The organism is Paraburkholderia tropica (assembly GCF_914484835.1).
Lineage (GTDB): Bacteria > Pseudomonadota > Gammaproteobacteria > Burkholderiales > Burkholderiaceae > Paraburkholderia > Paraburkholderia tropica_A.
Genome location: NZ_CAJZAR010000083.1, coordinates 1 through 17695 on the forward strand (window position 1 = coordinate 1; position 17695 = coordinate 17695).

9 protein-coding genes and 1 pseudogene are annotated in these 17695 nt (G+C 57.4%); 5 read left to right on the forward strand and 5 right to left on the reverse strand.

Annotation, left to right across the window (positions count from 1 at the left end; all coding sequences use genetic code 11):
• Positions 1-521: pseudogene (locus LDO54_RS31400) on the forward strand (GTP-binding protein); the annotation flags it as partial.
• Between the two features lie 59 nt (positions 522-580).
• Here the strand turns inward: LDO54_RS31400 and LDO54_RS39105 are convergent.
• Both LDO54_RS39105 and LDO54_RS31410 read right to left on the reverse strand, forming a co-directional pair.
• Positions 581-1201 carry a glutathione S-transferase family protein gene (locus LDO54_RS39105; protein ID WP_224015528.1) on the reverse strand — a complete coding sequence of 207 codons (621 nt, stop codon included), beginning with the start codon at positions 1199-1201 and terminating at the stop codon, positions 581-583.
• A gap of 215 nt (positions 1202-1416) precedes the next feature.
• Positions 1417-2307 (reverse strand): LysR family transcriptional regulator, encoded by an 891-nt coding sequence (locus LDO54_RS31410; RefSeq protein ID WP_224015414.1) that lies wholly within the window; start codon positions 2305-2307, stop codon positions 1417-1419.
• Between the two features lie 102 nt (positions 2308-2409).
• Between LDO54_RS31410 and LDO54_RS31415 the strand changes: the two genes are divergently transcribed.
• Together LDO54_RS31415 and LDO54_RS31420 are read left to right on the forward strand one after the other, a co-directional pair.
• A complete protein-coding gene (locus tag LDO54_RS31415; protein ID WP_224015417.1) occupies positions 2410-3513 on the forward strand; it encodes an NADH:flavin oxidoreductase in 1104 nt (367 codons plus the stop codon).
• A gap of 145 nt (positions 3514-3658) precedes the next feature.
• Positions 3659-6703, forward strand: a complete 3045-nt coding sequence (locus tag LDO54_RS31420; protein ID WP_224015419.1) for a UvrD-helicase domain-containing protein — start codon at positions 3659-3661, stop codon at positions 6701-6703.
• 146 nt (positions 6704-6849) lie between these two features.
• Here LDO54_RS31420 and LDO54_RS31425 read toward each other — a convergent pair whose 3' ends face one another.
• Both LDO54_RS31425 and LDO54_RS31430 read right to left on the reverse strand, forming a co-directional pair.
• Entirely contained in the window at positions 6850-7290 is a 441-nt protein-coding gene (locus LDO54_RS31425) for a GNAT family N-acetyltransferase (RefSeq protein WP_224015421.1), read from the reverse strand.
• A 50-nt stretch (positions 7291-7340) separates the two neighbouring features.
• Positions 7341-7901, reverse strand: a complete 561-nt coding sequence (locus tag LDO54_RS31430) for an H-NS family nucleoid-associated regulatory protein (RefSeq protein WP_356792167.1) — start codon at positions 7899-7901, stop codon at positions 7341-7343.
• Between the two features lie 204 nt (positions 7902-8105).
• Between LDO54_RS31430 and LDO54_RS31435 the strand changes: the two genes are divergently transcribed.
• A complete protein-coding gene (locus LDO54_RS31435; RefSeq protein WP_224015430.1) occupies positions 8106-9359 on the forward strand; it encodes a hypothetical protein in 1254 nt (417 codons plus the stop codon).
• 281 nt (positions 9360-9640) lie between these two features.
• On the opposite strand, the gene LDO54_RS31440 is transcribed toward LDO54_RS31435, so the two are convergent.
• Positions 9641-16252: a DUF3320 domain-containing protein gene (locus LDO54_RS31440; protein ID WP_224015433.1), complete on the reverse strand. Its 6612-nt coding sequence runs from the start codon at positions 16250-16252 to the stop codon at positions 9641-9643.
• A gap of 740 nt (positions 16253-16992) precedes the next feature.
• Here LDO54_RS31440 and LDO54_RS31445 point away from each other — a divergent pair.
• Positions 16993-17595, forward strand: coding sequence for an RNA 2'-phosphotransferase (locus LDO54_RS31445; RefSeq protein ID WP_224015434.1), 603 nt, complete (start codon positions 16993-16995; stop codon positions 17593-17595).
• Positions 17596-17695: the final 100 nt, after the last annotated feature.

Consider the following 17695-nt stretch of genomic DNA (forward strand, 5'->3'; position numbering starts at 1 on the left):
TTTGCACGCACCTCAACAAGCTGGAGAATGTCGCAGGAGCGCTCGGAGAGCGGTTGTTGCGCATGAAAGCGATTGTCCTCGGGCCGACGGGCCATGACCGGGTACTTCTGCAAAGCGTCGGCACTACCTTCTCAGCGCCGCGACGTTTCACAGGGGAGGCAACGCCGGATTTGTCAGCCATCTTTATCGTGCGAGACTGCGGCCTCCAGGACATTGAGCCTATTCCCAGCGCGTGCAAGCTAAACTGGACCGTCCTGTTAGAAGCGCCCAACCTCGGGCAGGCCCATGAGCACAGCTTTTTCGCTGAAAACGAGGCCTATCGGATTCCGTGCTCGAGAGCACCCGAACCGTCCCGCGTCGCCCTTGCGAAAATCCTGCATTCGCTCGACGACAACACTCAGTCCGTCGAGCACCTCGCGAGCGAGCACCGTGAAGTTCATACCGGCAGCCGTAGGCGTAACCCCTTTATTCGTTCAGTTCAGTCGCTTCTCGGACCGTTCACGCTAAAGGGACGCAGGTAGTCCGCATCTCCACTTGAACGACCACTGCGCGGGACGACGAAGAACGTCCAAGGCCGTATTCACGACCGAGAGATTTCGCGCGGCGCGCTCCGACGGAACGTTGGTCGCTCCGCAAGTCGGCTGCATATCGCATCCAGACGTGGCACAGCAGGAAGCCATCCCGCAGCAGAAAACCTGAACCGGAGATAATCTAATGCGACTGTTGTGGCAATATCTGCAATGTTGGGAGACTCGCCCGCATTGTCGGGTAGTCTGCTCTCGAGGACAAGCAATCCATTGACCATCGCACGCCGCCGACGCACCCCAACTGCTGTTTCATCGAATTCTGGGGCCACCCGGCGCCCCATGAATGTGTGGGCGGCGGCGTCGATAACACCCATTGCTACGCCAGCACCCGAGAGGACAACAGCAGATGAGGTGCCAAGCAATGAAGCACCTGGGAACGTGCTCTCGAGCCATTGAACGATGAGCAATGTCTCAGTTAGCGCATGGCCGTCGTCGGTAAGCAGAGTTGGAACACGCGCGATGGGATTCGCATTGAGCAACTCGCGTGGGTCGCTCCACGGGTCGACAAACTCAAGGGCAATTTCGGCGCCCAATTTCTCCTCGCAGGCGATACGCGCGATGCGCGCATAAGGAGAAGTTGTGCTCAGGAAGAGTTTTATGACAGCTCCAGCAATACCATTCTTTTACGGCAGGTTCACCCCTGTTTGTGTCCGAACTGACTATCGCATTCTTGATACGCAGTCTCGGCGCATATGCAGCCTAGACCCCACGCAAACGATTTCCGTGCAACGCAAGGCACTCCACGACACCGTGCAATGTATCGTCACTCGCCGAATATGGCGAAATATGAAATTGCTCTCCCCGGTATAGCTGCTGCCCATCTCTGCACTTACGTTCCACCCGGCATACCTGAGAGCGACAACTCGAGTGCATCCAAAAACACCCGAACGCGCTGGGGAACGTATTTGCGCGTGGGCAGCAGCGCCCAGATGGAGAGCTCTTGTGGCTGAACGTCGGTCAGGCCTATTGAAACGAGCGTCCCGTCCCTGAGCTCGCGCTGGATATCCCAGACGGTCAGTAGCGCAACACCAAGGCCTTGGACGCAGGCCGTTCGTACGCCTTCGACGCTACTGCACACAAATTTCCCGTCGACACGGACCGACCTCTCCTGCTTGCCATCGACGAACGGCCAATACGGCATATTCGAAAGCGCAAGACATTCGTGCTCGTCTAAATCCGACAGCACCTGGGGCGCCCCGTGCGCTGCGAGATAGCCTGGTGCCGCGCAAAGCACACGCGGATTGACTGCGAGCGGGCGTGCGACAAGTTCAGAGTCACGCAGCGGCGCGATACGGATGGCGACGTCGATACCCGCACTGTTCAGGTCAATGACCTCGTCGCTCATCAGCAACTCGATGCGAAGCTCAGGATGCTCGCGCATCAAGCTGGGTATCAGCGGCATGATGCCGAGGCGTCCGAAGGCCGCTGGAGCCGTTACGCGAAGACGCCCCCGTGCGCTACGCCCCGTTGGCGCGAGGATGCCGCGCGCCTCTTCGGCCGCGTCGAGCATGGTCCGCGCGAGAGGCAAAAAGTCTTCGCCCTCTGGGGTCATCGAGACGGCGCGCGTCGTCCGGTGCATCAGCCTCACACCAAGCTCGCGTTCGAGTGACGCCAGCTTCCGGGAGGCCGCCATCGCCGTGGTGCCGAGCTGCCGGGCAGCGCTCGCCAGACTCCCGCCTGCCTGGGCGGCAACAAAGATAGCAATGTCGTCGATATCCATAACGTAACGAATTTCGTTATACGGGCGCATCATAACCGGTGATTTACGTCGATTACACCCATGATTATATTGATATCCGTTAAACACGATTGTGAGCCCACGATGAAACCGGATATCTCAACGCTTTTCCAGCAAGCCAGCATCGACGACCTGCATCTGCCCAACCGCCTGGCTGTGGCCCCAATGACGCGGGTAACTGCGACGTCCGCCGGCGTTCCAACCGAGAAGATGGCGCGCTACTACAGTCGCTTCGCGCGCGGCGGCTTTGGACTGGTCATCACCGAGGGCACCTTCATCGACGAAGCGTGGTCGCAAACTTACGCCTGTCAGCCTGGACTGGCGAATTCCGGCCAGGCGGAAGGCTGGAAGCAGGTCGTCGATGCAGTCCACTCGGCGGGCGCCAAGGTCATTGCACAAATCCAGCACGCTGGAGCGCTGTCGCAAGGCAACGCGTATCGGAATGGCACCATCGCGCCTTCCGCTGTCCGGCCGAAAGGTGAGCAAATGAAGTTCTATCGCGGAGAGGGCCCATACGCTCTTCCGCGAGCAATGACGGATGAGGAAATCGCCGACATCATCGAAAGCTTCGGCTCTGCGGCGTCGCGAGCGGTCAATAACGCTGGATTCGACGGAGTAGAGATTCACGGCGCAAACGGGTACTTGCTCGACCAGTTCATCACCGACTATACGAACCTGCGTACAGACCGTTGGGGAGGCGACATTGCAGCGCGAATGGGCGTCGTCGTCGACGTAGCGAAGCGCGTGCGAGCAACACTCGGAAATGGCGTGCCGGTGGGTATGCGCATCTCACAGGGCAAGGTAAACGACTTCTTTCATAAGTGGCCCGAGCGCGAGCAAGCCGCTGAGGTCATTTTTGGAAACCTGGTCGACGCGGGCGTGGGCTATATCCACGTCACCGAATACGAAGCGTGGAAGCCCGCGTTTGGCGGAATAGGTATGTCACTCGCAGCCCTTGCACGCAAACATGCGCCGGGCGTCACCGTGATTGCAAATGGAAGCCTGCATGACACTGTGCAAGCGCTTGATTTAGCGTCGACGGACGCCGACGTTATCGCCTTGGGCCGCGGCGCGCTATCCAACCCCGATTGGCCGCAGAAGTTGTGTGGAAATCAAGCAATGGAGCCGTTCGAACCGGAAATGCTCACACCGCTTGCCGACCTTAAGCAGCACGAGTTCGCAGCGTAGCCCCCTCGCCCACCCCACACATCATTTCGGCAAAAGCGAGAGCATCCTCGGCACAACTCGTATGCCCCGTCGGCAAGACATGCAGTGACGCGCCCTGGATACCTCCAGCCAACTCTTGCGCGTGCGCCAGGCTTCTCGCGACGTCATGGTGACCGTGCATAGCGGCCACCGGCACGTCCGGAAGCTCACCTGGTGGCGGAAGCAGGTCGATTTCTATTTGGCTTTGGATTGCTTCCGCAACCGCACGACTCTGCAGCCGCGCCGGGTACCTCTCGCAACCATGCTGCGTTATGCGCGTATAGACTTGCGTAAGCATGGGCGCAAGGCCGACATATCCCGTTGCATGCTCCCCTTTTTAGACAATGCACTGGCGAGTGAACTACAGATGGCTGAAGAATGGGGACCTTCGACGCTAGGACGTTTTTTTACCAGGACTAAGCCCTGGTCTTTGACGCTGTTTAGCGATAGCCTGAAATTTAAGCTCAGCATCAACGGTCGCGAGCGCACGCCCCATAGCAGCGACTCCTTTGCGCGTATTGCCTTACGTCCGGGACTATTCTGGAGCACGCTAACGCTCGAACTCCCGGATGATAGGCCTATCACGCTCAAGGGACTACCGAATTGCCGCGCTTCTGCTGTACAAGAAGCGCTCACGAAATATAAGGCTGCGCAGCGCCGTGTCGCGGACGTCAACGCGTTCAAGTCCGCATGGGAGCCCATCAATGCATGGTGCAAAAAAGCTGCTTCACTCTATGACGGCGCAGCACAAAATCGGCGCTGGCTAGCTTACGAGGAGGAGCAATCTCTTCTCCAAGAGCGGCCCAAGGTCAGTCTCGGCGTCAAAGAATTACAGGAGCTCTTACAAAAACAGCATGTCCAGTCATCAGTTCCTCGCGACGTGGCGGAACACGACCTCATGTTCTGGGCGAACGACTGCTCGGACTTTATTGCTGAGTTGAACCGGATACACGTCGAGCGCGAGCTGGTCGAGTGCAAAGTGTTATTCGACCGTGTAGAAAAAAGCCCATTAACGAAAGAGCAGGCGCGCGCCGTGATTTGCTTCGACAACCGAGTTCAAGTGGTCGCCGCTGCAGGTTCGGGCAAGACATCCACAATGGCAGCCAAGGCCGTCTACACGGTCCATCGCGGGTTCTTTCGCCCGGAGCAGATACTAATGCTCGCATTCAACACCGATGCGGCAAAAGAGCTTGCGGTGCGGACGAGCACGGCGTTCGCGCGCATCGGCGAATCAGATTTCCGTGTCGAAGGACGGACATTTCACTCCATAGGCCTGTCCATCATCGGGAAAGTAACCGGACGCAAGCCCAAAGTGCCAGACTGGGCGGCCGAAATGCCCGATGGAGTGAAGAAACTTAGGGAGTTGGTTGACGAACTAAAAGACCGCTCTACGAAATTTCGCAGTCGGTGGGACCTATTTCGGCTTGTATTCGGAAGAGACTTTCCACCACTCGGGGACGCATCACAGGCGGATGCGTGGAACGAAGATGGCACTGGCAAAATGCTGACACTTCGCGGAGAGCGAGTAAAGAGCCAAGAAGAGTGCACAATCTGCGATTGGCTTTTCTACAATGGCGTAGATTACGCATACGAACGAGACTACGAATACGACACTGCAACGAGTGACCATCGTCAATATGCGCCAGACTTCTACTATCCGACCATTGGCCTATACCATGAGCATTTTGCGCTCGATGCCAACGGGCGAGCTCCCGCCAACTTCAAGGGTTATCTTGAGGGGGTTGCATGGAAACGCGCTGAACACAAACGCCGTGGTACTGACCTCATCGAGACAACCTCGCACTTACTGAGGCATGGGCGATGGGAGCAATTTGTTGAGAGCGAACTTGCCTCACGTGGCGTAGTGCTCGACCCGAACCCGGACAGGCTGATACCGCGAGGAGGTCGTGCACCGATGCCGGATAACGAACTCATCGTACTTCTGCGCACATTCATCAGCCACGTAAAAAATAACTGCCTTTCCGTCGACACTCTATTGGCCGAAGCACAGTCAGCGCCGGGCGACTTCTTTAGAAATCGGCATATCCGGTTTCTCGAACTCGCAGGCCCCGTCCTCCGAGCATGGGATAACGCGCTTGCCAAGGAAGGCGGGGTGGACTTCGACGACATGCTCAACATTGCAGCGGAGTATGTCGAAGCTGGCCGATATGACTCTCCATTTCGCCTCGTCATGGCCGATGAGTTCCAGGATGCATCACGCTCACGCGCAAGGCTATGCCGAGCGCTCGTCTCCCGCCCCGGCCACTTCTTCTTCGCCGTGGGCGATGATTGGCAGGCCATCAACCGCTTCGCTGGCGCAGACCTAACTGTCATGACCAAATTCGGACAATCGTTCGGTAAAGGTCAAACGCTGGTGCTCGAGAAGACTTTCCGCTGCCCCCAAGAACTTTGCGATGCTTCTAGCCGCTTCGTAGGTAAAAATCCGGCACAGTTAATAAAAGAGGTCCGCTCCGACACAGCACCGGTAGGTCCCGCGGTGACGGCTGTGCAAGTGAATCATCGCGACGACTTGGTTGATGCAATTCAGCGCTATCTTTCAGAGCTTTACTGTGGGCTGCGAGATGGCACGGTTCCACCAGGGCGTGACGGCCAACTGAGAGTTTTCGTCCTTGGGCGATTTCGGAAAGACGTGAAATATGTGCCTCAAAGCTGGAGCAAAACGAATGATGCTGCGATGCAGGTCACGTTCAGCACGATGCACAGTTCAAAGGGCGCTGAGGCCGATTACGTCATCCTGCCCGCTATGCTGACAAGAGGATTCCCGGACCACCGCACTGACGACCCCGTCCTCGCAATGGCGATGCCAAAGGGAGACACCTTTCCCTTGAGTGAGGAGCGTCGTCTCTTCTATGTTGCCCTCACTCGCGCTCGAAGGTCCGTCAGGATGTTCACCGTTAAGGGTGAGTCATCCGCTTTCCTCGATGAGCTAGTCGCTGACGGTGCGGTCGAGGTGACAACAGTTGATGGCATGCCAGTCGAGGAGGTTCGGTGTCCAGCTTGCAAGACCGGCGTTATCGCGCAGAAAAATGGCAAGCACGGACCGTTTCTGGGATGTTCGGCATTTCCGCTTTGCCGATATAAGCCGCCAAAGAAGCGCACAGCCGTCAAGACCACCTTCTTCAGTACAACGCCACGATATCGGAGCAGGTGACATTGAAAGGCGAAGACGGTTTTGAAGTCCTTAGTCGTCTCTCCGGACATCAACTCAAAGAAATGGTCAACGGTGTTGCGCTCAAGCTGCTCATCCAGCCGTAGAAGAGTGCCTGTTAGCTCGTGATTTCCTAAACGAGATGCGGATTAGAGCACTAGCTTGAGACGTGGTCCTACCTCGGCGAATCCGTTCGCGAGATAGAACGCAACCGTGCGCGCCCACTTAGGCATCGCTGGCGCGCCGACGTCGATTCGACGCCACCCGCGTGCGCGTCCAACAGCAATCGCATGTTCCAGCAATTGCTTTGCAACCCCATGCGAGCGCAGTACGGGGCGCACATACAGTTCAGTGATTTGGCCGAACGCTCCTCGTGCAAAAATCGCGCAGCCTTCGCTGAGCATTATCACGCCAACTGGGCATCCGTCATCAACGGCGAGGAAGCCGACTACCCGGTCGTCCCGGGCCAGAACATCGTGCGCGGTGGACACAAGGTCACCTGGTGCCCCACCCAACTCGGTCAATAGCGCCGCCACCATCTCGGCGACCGCTGGCGCATCATCCGGCGTCACTGGACGAATAGAAATCATCGAAAGTTCCAATTCTGGCGAACTGGCGGAGCTCTCTCGCCATTCAGGCATCAGGCTGCTGCCTTTCGGGTGCGCAAAGCTTTCTTCGCTGACTGCGACTGCGCAGCGCCTTCCGGCTTCGCAATCAGAAAGCGCGTACGGTCCTTTGCGGCAGCGAGCCACGCCGGCGCCGGGCCGCGGCCGCTCCACGTCGCCCCGCTCTTCGGGTCCCGATACATTGGCGGCTGCGGGCCACGACGGTAGTTACCAGGCTTTACCGCGGGCTTCGACGCAGCGCTGCGGGTCGACGGTGCGCCATTGACGAGAAATTTGCTTCGGTCCTGCGCGTTGGCAATCCACGCTGGCGCACGGCCGTGGCCGGCCCATGTTGCGCCGGTCTTCGGGTCGAGATATTTCGCAGCCGATGCGGCCGGCTTCGCGGTTGCCGCCTGGCCAGGCTTGCGACCACGGCGCTTGCCGACGAACGCTTCGATATCGGCCACGCTGACGCTGTACTTGTGCATCAGGTCGCGGATTTTCTCGAGAGCGGCAGTCGACTTCGTCGAAGCAACGGTCTCTGCTTGGGCCTGAAGTTTTGCTATTCTTGCCTGAATCGACTCAAGGGTTGCCATTTCTTTTATCCTTTTCGCAGTTATCCTCGCGCACTATGCCACATCGCGCTTGCATAGAGTGATGCCTGTACGTTAGGTAATAAAAATTTGTATGAGATTGCTTGTCAAGCGTTCGACGATTGACTCACACACGCGCAGACGCAAGTAAGATGCCTAGACACCAATTCAACTTGCCACTGGCCAACACTCAAACGAGATATTCGCATGGCATTGTTCGAAATGACCGGGGATAGCTTGCTGCCAATTCCCTTGAACACATTCGGGAAGTTAGGTCTGCACGAGAGAGCTGATATCCAGCGAGCTGTTCGTGCACACATCGAAGCAATTACGCCCGGCGTGAGAACTAAGGTCCTCGCCGAAGAATTCGGCGACTGGGCGGGCGCCAATCGCCGAATCGACTTGCTTTGTGTCGACGACAACGCAAATCTGGTTGTGGTCGAATTGAAGCGCGATGAAGGCGCACACATGGACCTGCAAGCCCTGCGCTACGCAGCGATGATTTCAACTATGCGCTTCGACCAGGCCGTCGCCGCTCATCGAAAATATCTCGTAGACGTCGGCGCCAGTGAGGATGCCGAGCAGGCCATCCGAGAATTTCTTGAAATCGAGGACGGACCCGTTGCTTTCACCGAAACGGTACGTATTGTTCTCGCATCAGCTAACTTTTCGCCTGAGCTAACGACATCGGTTCTTTGGCTCAACAAGCAGGGAAAAATGGATATCCGATGTGTCCAGATGCGCCCACACGCAGTCGACTCTCGCGTGCTACTGGACATCCAACAGGTTATCCCGCTCCCCGAAGCTGCACAGTATCAGGTTGCCGTGAGAGAGAAGTCGATTGAGCAAGAAAAGGCCCGTACGACCAATCGCGACTCAACACGCTTCGACGTCACTATCGGAGAGACTTTCCAGCCGAATTTGCCGAAGCGGCGCCTAATGCTCTCGCTCATTCGTGAGGCAATCAGGCAGGGGCTGTCGCCTGAACGTCTTTGCGAGGAGGTTTCATGGCGGCGGAAAGACCTGTTCATCTCTACGCCCGGCCGAGCCGACGAAGGCGCTTTCCAAGCACTTTTCCCCGGAAAGAAGCTCAGGTACTTCTTCGCACCGGACGAGATGTTCTATATCGACGGCAGTACATATGCACTTTCGCGCGCTTGGACCGAGCGGACTTTGGAAGCCGCCGACAAGGTTAAGCACCTATTGGAGAATCCAAGCGAGGTATCCTGGCGCCCTACTTCGGCGATTGAAGTCGAAGAAACCTACAAAGGCTACGTCATCCGAAAACGCGAAAGCGATGCGATTGAAATTGAGCGCGACGGGCAGCAGGTCTACCCAGTCATCGCTACGCTCCGGGAACTGGCCAGTGAACTCAACGTCGCGACCCACAATGACGCTGGTAATCCTTTAAACACCCGACTGCTTGGTGCCCGCGTTATCGCTGCAATTCAGTCCCAATAACGCTCGCCGCACCCGCCTTCTGTGATGCCAATGCCCACCTGACTAACACCGCGAGAACTTCTGCATTGTCGACGCACCGTTCACGTTGAAGACTTCACTCTAGCGGGTCTCCCGCCACGCGCCGGGAGACATTCTCGCGATACTTACGTGCCGACCGACAGTCAACCAAAATTGTGGGCACATGGGTAGCACCATCGTCTACTCCACTATTGGCCAGTGGGCGTTCGCGGCACCGCCTTTGAGCTGGGGCTAAGCGGCCCCAGCTTATTTGAATGACAGGGTCAGAGTGATGCCAGCGGATTTCCTCCTACTACACTCGACCATGCCTTTTCCAAGCGACTCCGACTCGCGGCAGAAACCTTACGTAGCCCAATCTCGCGAGCCATTGCAATAATACCTGACTCGTTGTCATGGCCCGCCTGAAGCATCTCGATGGCAAGCGCTTTTAGCTCATCCAACGAGATTTCTTCAACTGACCGCGCGGCTCCATCAGCAGGTCGCCGGAACGTTACAGCGTCGTCCTCTTTTGAACGGAAGAACGTTCCAACGTCTTCATCGTCGCTCCTGTAATGCTGCTGTGCCAAGCGGACGACCCGCTCCTGAATTCTCGCACCGGTACGCACCCAACCGTGAACACGTGCAATGCGGCGAGCAAGCACTTCATCACGCACGGGTCCTTCGATACTCACCACATGGTCAATCATGCCGAGCAGCTTCGGGTTGTACATGACATCGAAAAAATGGTCGCTATCGACCTCGAAACCTGCAACCACCAAGTCTGACTCCACAAACTGGCCACCGGGCGATATGCCCGCGGGTGCAGAGGCGCTCGCACCATTGTGCGCATAGGTCACTTGCGACGTCGCCGCAACTCCGGCTTCGTCCGCCGCTGATGCGCCAACCACGTCGTCAACGGCACCTATCTGCGCCGCTTTCGCATTCGCCGCCGCATCATCGATTACTGCCTTCGCAAAGACGTTAGCTTCCTGTTCCGCCGCAGCCAGTTGCGCTCTTCGTTGACTCAACAGCCCCTCCAACTGGACGTGGATTGCCTCAGCGGTGCCCGGCGCGTCAATCCACCAACCTGTTGACCAGATACGCAGGATTTCCCAACCAAGACCGCGCAGGACCTGCTCGCGCAACTTGTCGCGGTCACGTGCCGTAGCGGAACGGTGGTAGGTTGCGCCGTCGCACTCGATACCCGCCAGATAGCGTCCCGGTGCGTCTGGGTCAACAACACCAAGGTCGATTCGGAATGCCGAAACACCAACCTGCGAGTGCAACGTCCAGCCCTTTTCAGTCATTGCACGGCAGACGGCCTTTTCGAACGGGCTGTCAAAGTCGCCCACGCTGCCGGCAACAGCCTCGCCCAAAGCACGCGCGCCGCGGTCCGCAAATTCGAGGAAGTGCTTCAAGTCACGGACGCCAAATGCCTGCGTGCGCGACAAATCCATCTGCTCTGGCCTGAAGCTAGCAAACACGCGAAGCTCCTGGCGAGCTCGGGTAATGGCAACGTTCAGGCGGCGCTCACCGCCCTGCTGGTTCATCGGACCAAAATTCATTGGCATCGTGCCATCGACACCTGGACCATAAGTTATCGAGAAGTACATGATGTCACGCTCGTCACCCTGCACGCTTTCCAGATTCTTGACGAACACGGGCTCCAGCTCCGTATCAAGGAAATGGGCCTCGATAGATGGGTCCTTACGGCGCTCCTCATCCAGCAAATCCTCTATGAGCGATTGCTGTTCTGAGTTGAACGTCACAACGCCAATCGTGAGCTTGCTATCCCTGAAGCCGGCTGACTTCAGGCGTGCAACGAGGTCAGCGACCAGTGCTTTTGCCTCTGGCTTGTTCGTCCGCGACGCCCCGCGCTCATACTGACCGCTGGAGACGAGGTTGAAGCTCACCGCGCGGTCATTCGTCACAGGGCTCGGGAACGTAACGAGGTCGCCGTCGTAGTATCGGTGGTTTGAGAACGCAATCAGGCTCTCGTGCCGGCTGCGATAGTGCCAGGACAACTTCATTGTTGGCAGATTTGCCCCGATACATTCTTCGAGGATGCTTTCAAGCTCGACTTCGACGTCTGTGTCGTCAATATCTGCCTCCGCCCGGTCAAAGAAGCTCGTTGGCGGAAGCTGCTTCGGGTCCCCGACCATAATCACCTGACGTGCTCTGGCCATTGCGCCAATCGCGTCCCACACTGGAATCTGCGAAGCCTCGTCGAAAATGACTACGTCGAAGTTAGCCGTTTCCGCCGGGAGATACTGAGCAATAGACAATGGGCTCATGAGCAGACATGGTGTCAGACGCGTCACAGCATTCGACGCCTGAGACATCAGTTCACGCAGCGGGAGATGGCGTGTTTTCTTTTGCATTTCGTACCGCAGGAGCCCCCATTCTGAGCCTCTCGCCACACGGTCCGGAGACGGATGGCCTGAGGACAATTGCGCGCGGACCCATGCTTGCGTGAGGTCGATGAACCTCTCGTCAAGTTCGCGGAAATCACGGATACGCTTCTCGTGTTCCGCTGAAACGAAGGTTCGCAGAACCTCATCTGTGTCGACTGCCGCGTTGAGCCACCAGCGGCAATAGTTCGTTTCGAACGCCGCTTTCACCCGCCCGACCGCCACAGCGCCTTGCTCAAGTCCTGCAACCAGAGGAGCCAATCCTAGCGACAGTGCGTGGCCACGGTTCTTGCGCCATGCACACCACGCGTTCAGTCGATTCGAGTTCGCAAGAACCTCGCCTGCAATACGAGCAGCTTCGGCTGGCTGGAGCGCACCCAGCGTCGTCCTGTCGGACTCAGGAATCCCACTCGCCGTGGAGAATCGCGCAACATCATCTTCAAATACCCGGAGCGCGTCAGCATATGCGCGCCCTGCAATGGCCATCGTGCCGGTTGGCTCGAGAAGCACGTTGCTGTCGCCCAGCAGCAAAGCAATCGGGCTTTTGACAGCCGCCAGTGCATCGGGAGTGCTCGCCAACCCAGCGAGAGCCGTTGACAACGCCTCAAAGAATCGGACGGCGGGCTCGATACCGTCCAGGTTCGTTTGTAGACCAATCCACAGCCCATCGGTTTTGGTGGGCAGGTCATCAAACGCTTTCAGGCGTCCTTCCAGCGACACCAGCTCGCGCATCTTCTTGAGGTCCGCCGCGGCAGTGCGACCGGCTTGCTCGTTTTCGATTGCACTGAAGCCATCGTCAGCCCATGGCCGTGCTGCGACTGCTGCGGCCAATGCACCTTGGAAAATAACGTAAGTCTTGGCAACCGAGACATCAGTTTCATATGCACGCCAGACATTGTCTGTCTGAGCAGAGAGCGCTGCGACTTTCGAAAGGACCAGGTCAATCTGACGCAACTCGCGAATCCGCTGCAAATCATCTCGAGCTGCGTCGCCGCACAGCCCACGGTTCACCACGTCAAAGCCGACGTCCTCCCATGCTGCGCGAACTCGCGCGTGTTCAAGTGCGCTCTGGAAGCTAAGCGATGTTCGCGCAACATCAAGGTCAGTCTTGATCCCCGACCATACACCTGACGTTGGCAACGAAATGTCTTCAAGCGTCTTGATATCCGCGACCAAGCCATCAAGCTTGACGAGGCGCTCAATATCCGCCTCGACATTCGGCTCCCCAACCGCCAGAGCGAGCTCCTTCAGCTTTTTCACAAGCGCACGGCGGCGCATCATGCTCATTGGCCATGACGAAGCATTCAATTCATTCAGGTCAACCTGCAATTGCTGTACCGTCGTCGAGGAAATCCCTTCTTTGTATGTCAGCGACAATTGGCTGACCAGGTCCGAACGCTGACGTAACAGCTCGATGCCATGCGCAATCCGCGCGCGCAGTTCCTCATTCCAAGGCTGAGCAAGTTGCGCATGGACTTCGTGATAGCGCGTGAGTTGCGCAATGCCAAGTCTGAGGTCTTCGAGAGTCTGGTTGCTACTAGGGGTCGACAGCGCTGCGTAAAGTTCTCGATGCCGCTCGACCAATGGCACGGCCACACGCAGCGCTTCCCCAATGCCCTTTGCATCGGGGCGCAATGTGAAGCGCCAATCATGCCCGGACGCCGCAGGCAGCGTTACCGACAGCATCCGCAGCCCTTCGCGAACGCGCGGTTCCAGCACGAGCCCGGGGAGGCCAATCGCGGCTTCAAGTGCGCGAGCCGCCGCCTCGACTCTGCTGACGGCTGGGCTGACCGCCCGAGCCGCCTCAAGGAGCGAAGATTGCCAGAGCGGCGACCATTCGGTTTGCGCAACATGCGCGAGCGGCCCTGACGTAAGCTGGCCCTCCCCAATGACTTTGGCGTGCACGTCGAGCAACTCAGCCGCCTCGCGCAATTGCCGCATCGCTGAAATATCGTGCGACTGCGCCGACGGCCACGATAGCTGCAGGACCGGCAGGTCCTGACCATCAATCACTTTGCCAATAGCTTCGTAGACGCATAAGCCATTTGAATAGCGCCTATGCAGTCGCTCTACATAGCCGTTCAGCTGCGCTCGCAATCCCTCAAGACGCGCAGCCTCTGCGTGCCACTCATCCGGCGCAAGAGCAGACGCGGCGTCCCAGGATTGACGCAGTTGCTCCAAGACTTCCGTCTTTCGCGCCTTGCTCGAGTGCAACTCCAGACAGAAGTTGCCCAGACCTACGTCTGCAAGGCGTCGATAGACAACGTCGAGCGCAGCCATTTTTTCGGACACGAACAGAACGCGCTTCCGCTCAGCCAGGCATTGAGCAATCAGGTTTGAAATTGTCTGGCTCTTGCCAGTTCCTGGTGGACCAATTAGAACGAAGTCCTTGCCCTTGCTTCCTGCAACCACCGCGGAAAGCTGCGAAGAATCAGCAGGCAACGGACAGAACGTGTTCTTGACCTCAAGCTCGGCATCGAGCTTACGAGCATTCGGGAATTCAACGGTACTATTGTAGGAGTCGCGTGGTGTCTCGATGAGGTGTCGCACGACCGGATTGAGCTTCAACTGTTCAGTGCGCTCGGTCAGGTCCTTCCACATCAGATATTTTGCGAACGAGAACGTCGCAAGCACGACTTCCTCGACGACCTCCCAGCCCTTGATGTCCTTAATTGCAGCGGAGACTGTCTTCCAGATGCCTGCGACATCGAGGCCTGACTCGTCGGTCGGCAGTTCAGAGTCATTTACCCCTAGCTCAAGCTCGAAATCCTGACGGAGCATTTCGATGAGAGTCGGGTTAAATCGCGGCTCATCATCATGAATTTTCAGGCTGAATCCGGAGCGGGCGCTGCGACGCTCCAGCGATACAGGCACAAGAATTAGGGGCGCGCGAAATTTCTTTTCTTCCTTTGCCTCCCGCGTCCAGGACAAGAAGCCAAGCGCGAGATACAAGGTGTTCGAGCCACCTTCCTGCAGCGATGTCCGCGATGACCGATACAGCTCGACCAGGCGCGTATCCATCTCGTCGTCGGAAAGCCCAACGAAGACTTCCCTGCGCTTGAGAGCATCAAGTGCGTGCGTACGACGAATACTCTCCCGCTCGCGGTTTTCGTGAATCGCTTGGTTCCGTGGGTCGTTCCCGTCCATCAGGTCAGGACGTGTGAGCAACTTAATGGCATGCCCTTCCGCGAGAATGTCTTCAAGCTGCCCAGGGTCCGGGGCGTCGAGCTTCAGCGACTTCTTACCGCCCTTGAAGCTGAGTAGGTTGTTTCGAAGAGAGAGGTCAAGCAGTTTACGTTGCCAACGCGACAACCGGTCTTCCGGACGCTCCGGTGCCTGCTCGTCAACCGCCCCGTCGAGCTCTTCAGGCAACGTCGGCGCCACTTCCAACGCAGCTTCAAGGTTCACGTCTTCGACGCCTTCGGCTGCGCGTGCAACCGCATGTTCGCTCGCGAGCGGTTTGATTCGCTGCAAACGGGCGCGCCGAATATCGATGGCCAGATGGAATGTCCGCTCTTTTTCCTCGGAGATTTGCTCTTCGGCATGACCGATTGCAAAGCTGAACGGCGGAAGCGGTCTCTGGGTCAACAGCGTCGATTCGAACACGATGAGCTCTTTCAGCTTTATTCGCTTTCGAAGCGCCGTAACGTCGTCAACCACAGATATCGAGAATTCCTCCTGCTTGAGCCATACGCCAGGGAATGCATGCCCTTCCGTGAAAATTAGCAACGGATTGAGGCCAGCCTGTTCTAGCGCCGCGCAAGCGAGCAATGCGAGGTCGAGACAGGTGCCGAGTCCTGAATCGACAATCTGACTGGGGCTTCGTACCTTCTGGCCCGCCTGCTCAAAACTCGCCGGAGGCAACGCATAGTCGAGCCCCATCGACCCGATTGAGTTCCAGATTGCTGAAGACAACTCCCAGGCGCGGCGTGCGCCTTCCTGATAGCCGTTGATTGCACCGGACTTACCTGCCTTATGGAGGACGTCCGCCGCCTTCTTGAGGACGCGCTCAACCGCTGGTTCGTTTGGCTGAACAAACGCCGCAACCATATCCGGCAGTGACGACAATCCCCCCCATTGATTACGAGGCAAAAGTTCAACAGTAGACGCAAATGTCGCGATGTCAGCCTGAGTCTCCCCTGCAGCAGTCAACTTGAACGTAATGTCCGCTTTCTCTGCCTCGGTCAACCGACCAAGCAGGGGACCATCAAGTGATATGTCAAGGTCACTGATTCTTGCTGTCTTCCCAGCACCAATGTGGTCGATGTGCCAAGTCTTCGGCTTCAGGAACGGTGGTTCCGAGGACACTGTCAAACGGAGCTGTTTGACATCGTTTTCAGTGTTGTTTTCAACAGCAAGTTCACGAACAACAGGCACAGCATTCTGGAAGTCCGCGAGATTAATTTTCGTTGCAAGCGTGGCTTGAATGCTGACTACCTGCGGCTCGTCCGGCAGTTCCACCGGTTCAGAATTGGTCTCGTCCATCTACCCCCCTTACGACATTCTTTAAAAGAACGCTCGACTAACCGCGTGTTGCGACACGCTCCAGGCCAGCGTCACTCGAAATTTGAAATATTGGAAGCGCGCATTGGCGAGGTCGGCAGAACACCAGCGCGCAGAAGTGAAGCCCGACTCAAAGACTTTCCAGCTCGCCCTTCCAGACACGAATACCAGGCTGAAATGAAAGAGAAATAGCCACTACGTAGCGTCCGGAGCGTTGCCATTTGCGGCCCAGTATTCGAATCGCTGCGCAGGATACGAAGCGACTAGGGACACGGTCAGCCGCCCGTGAGCCGAACGGGTGGCCTCTGCACCCCGTTAGAGTTTTCGTAAACGCACTTCGCCGGTCGTGTACTGGCTTGCAGCATGCCAGCCCGAAGCACTGACGGAGGGTCAGGCGTGCGCAAACGATACAGCTCCGAACTCGGGTGAGATTAGGTCTCTCGCAATCTGCTTTAAATTTTTCAGGTACGGACTTAGCCGCAGAACACTGTGAAGTATGCACGAAACCTTTCGCATGCGTAGGGAATCCCGCAAGGAGATTATCCATAACGCATAGAATATTGCGTCAGAGAGCTAAGTCCCGTAGGTCCAACATGAACGGACACTGCGACGACGCCAGTCGCTGCATTACTAGCCAATTGGCATACGCTGTAGATGGACAAGACGTCCCCGAATTCTGCAATCTAAAATGTCGCTCAGCCGCAGGGAGAGAAACCACGTAAATGGACACTACAAAGCCGAACGCGAAGCAGCTCGAATCCGTGAGCCGAACACTCTCAAAGATATTGCGCCACGAGCCGCAGCTTGTAGGTGTCACACTCGACAACCAGGGGTGGATAGACCTCGTCGAACTGATTGACGCAATAGAGCGCACCGCTCGCGTGCCCGGGGCATCAAAGAGTTTCCGGAGTCTCCCGACGATTACGGTCGAACTCATCCAGGCTGTTGTCGCCGCAAACGACAAACAGCGATTTTCGCTTTCAGAAGACGGCATTCGGATACGCGCCGCGCAGGGCCATTCCGTCGAAGTTGACCTTGGCTACGTATCGAAGACTCCGCCCGCGGTCCTCTACCATGGGACGGCAGTTGGCAACTGGGTGCACATCCAGGTCGAGGGCCTGAAACCTGGTAGCCGGCACGCCGTGCACCTGAGCGCTGAGACGGAGACAGCAAGGCGAGTTGGCGCGCGACATGGCACACCGATAGTGCTCATCGTCGACGCCGCGCAGATGCACGCCGACGGCTCGACGTTCACTCAATCGGACAACGGTGTGTGGCTGACGGAGCATGTGCCCGCCAGGTATTTGACGGTGCTCGCAGCGTAGTGTGGAACCGTTTGAATCGCAAGGAAGGCGACTGGTCAGTTGCTTATGACGTACGAGCCCTGGTGGGCTTCCTCGTTAGCAGGCGCGCGGTGTTCTATAC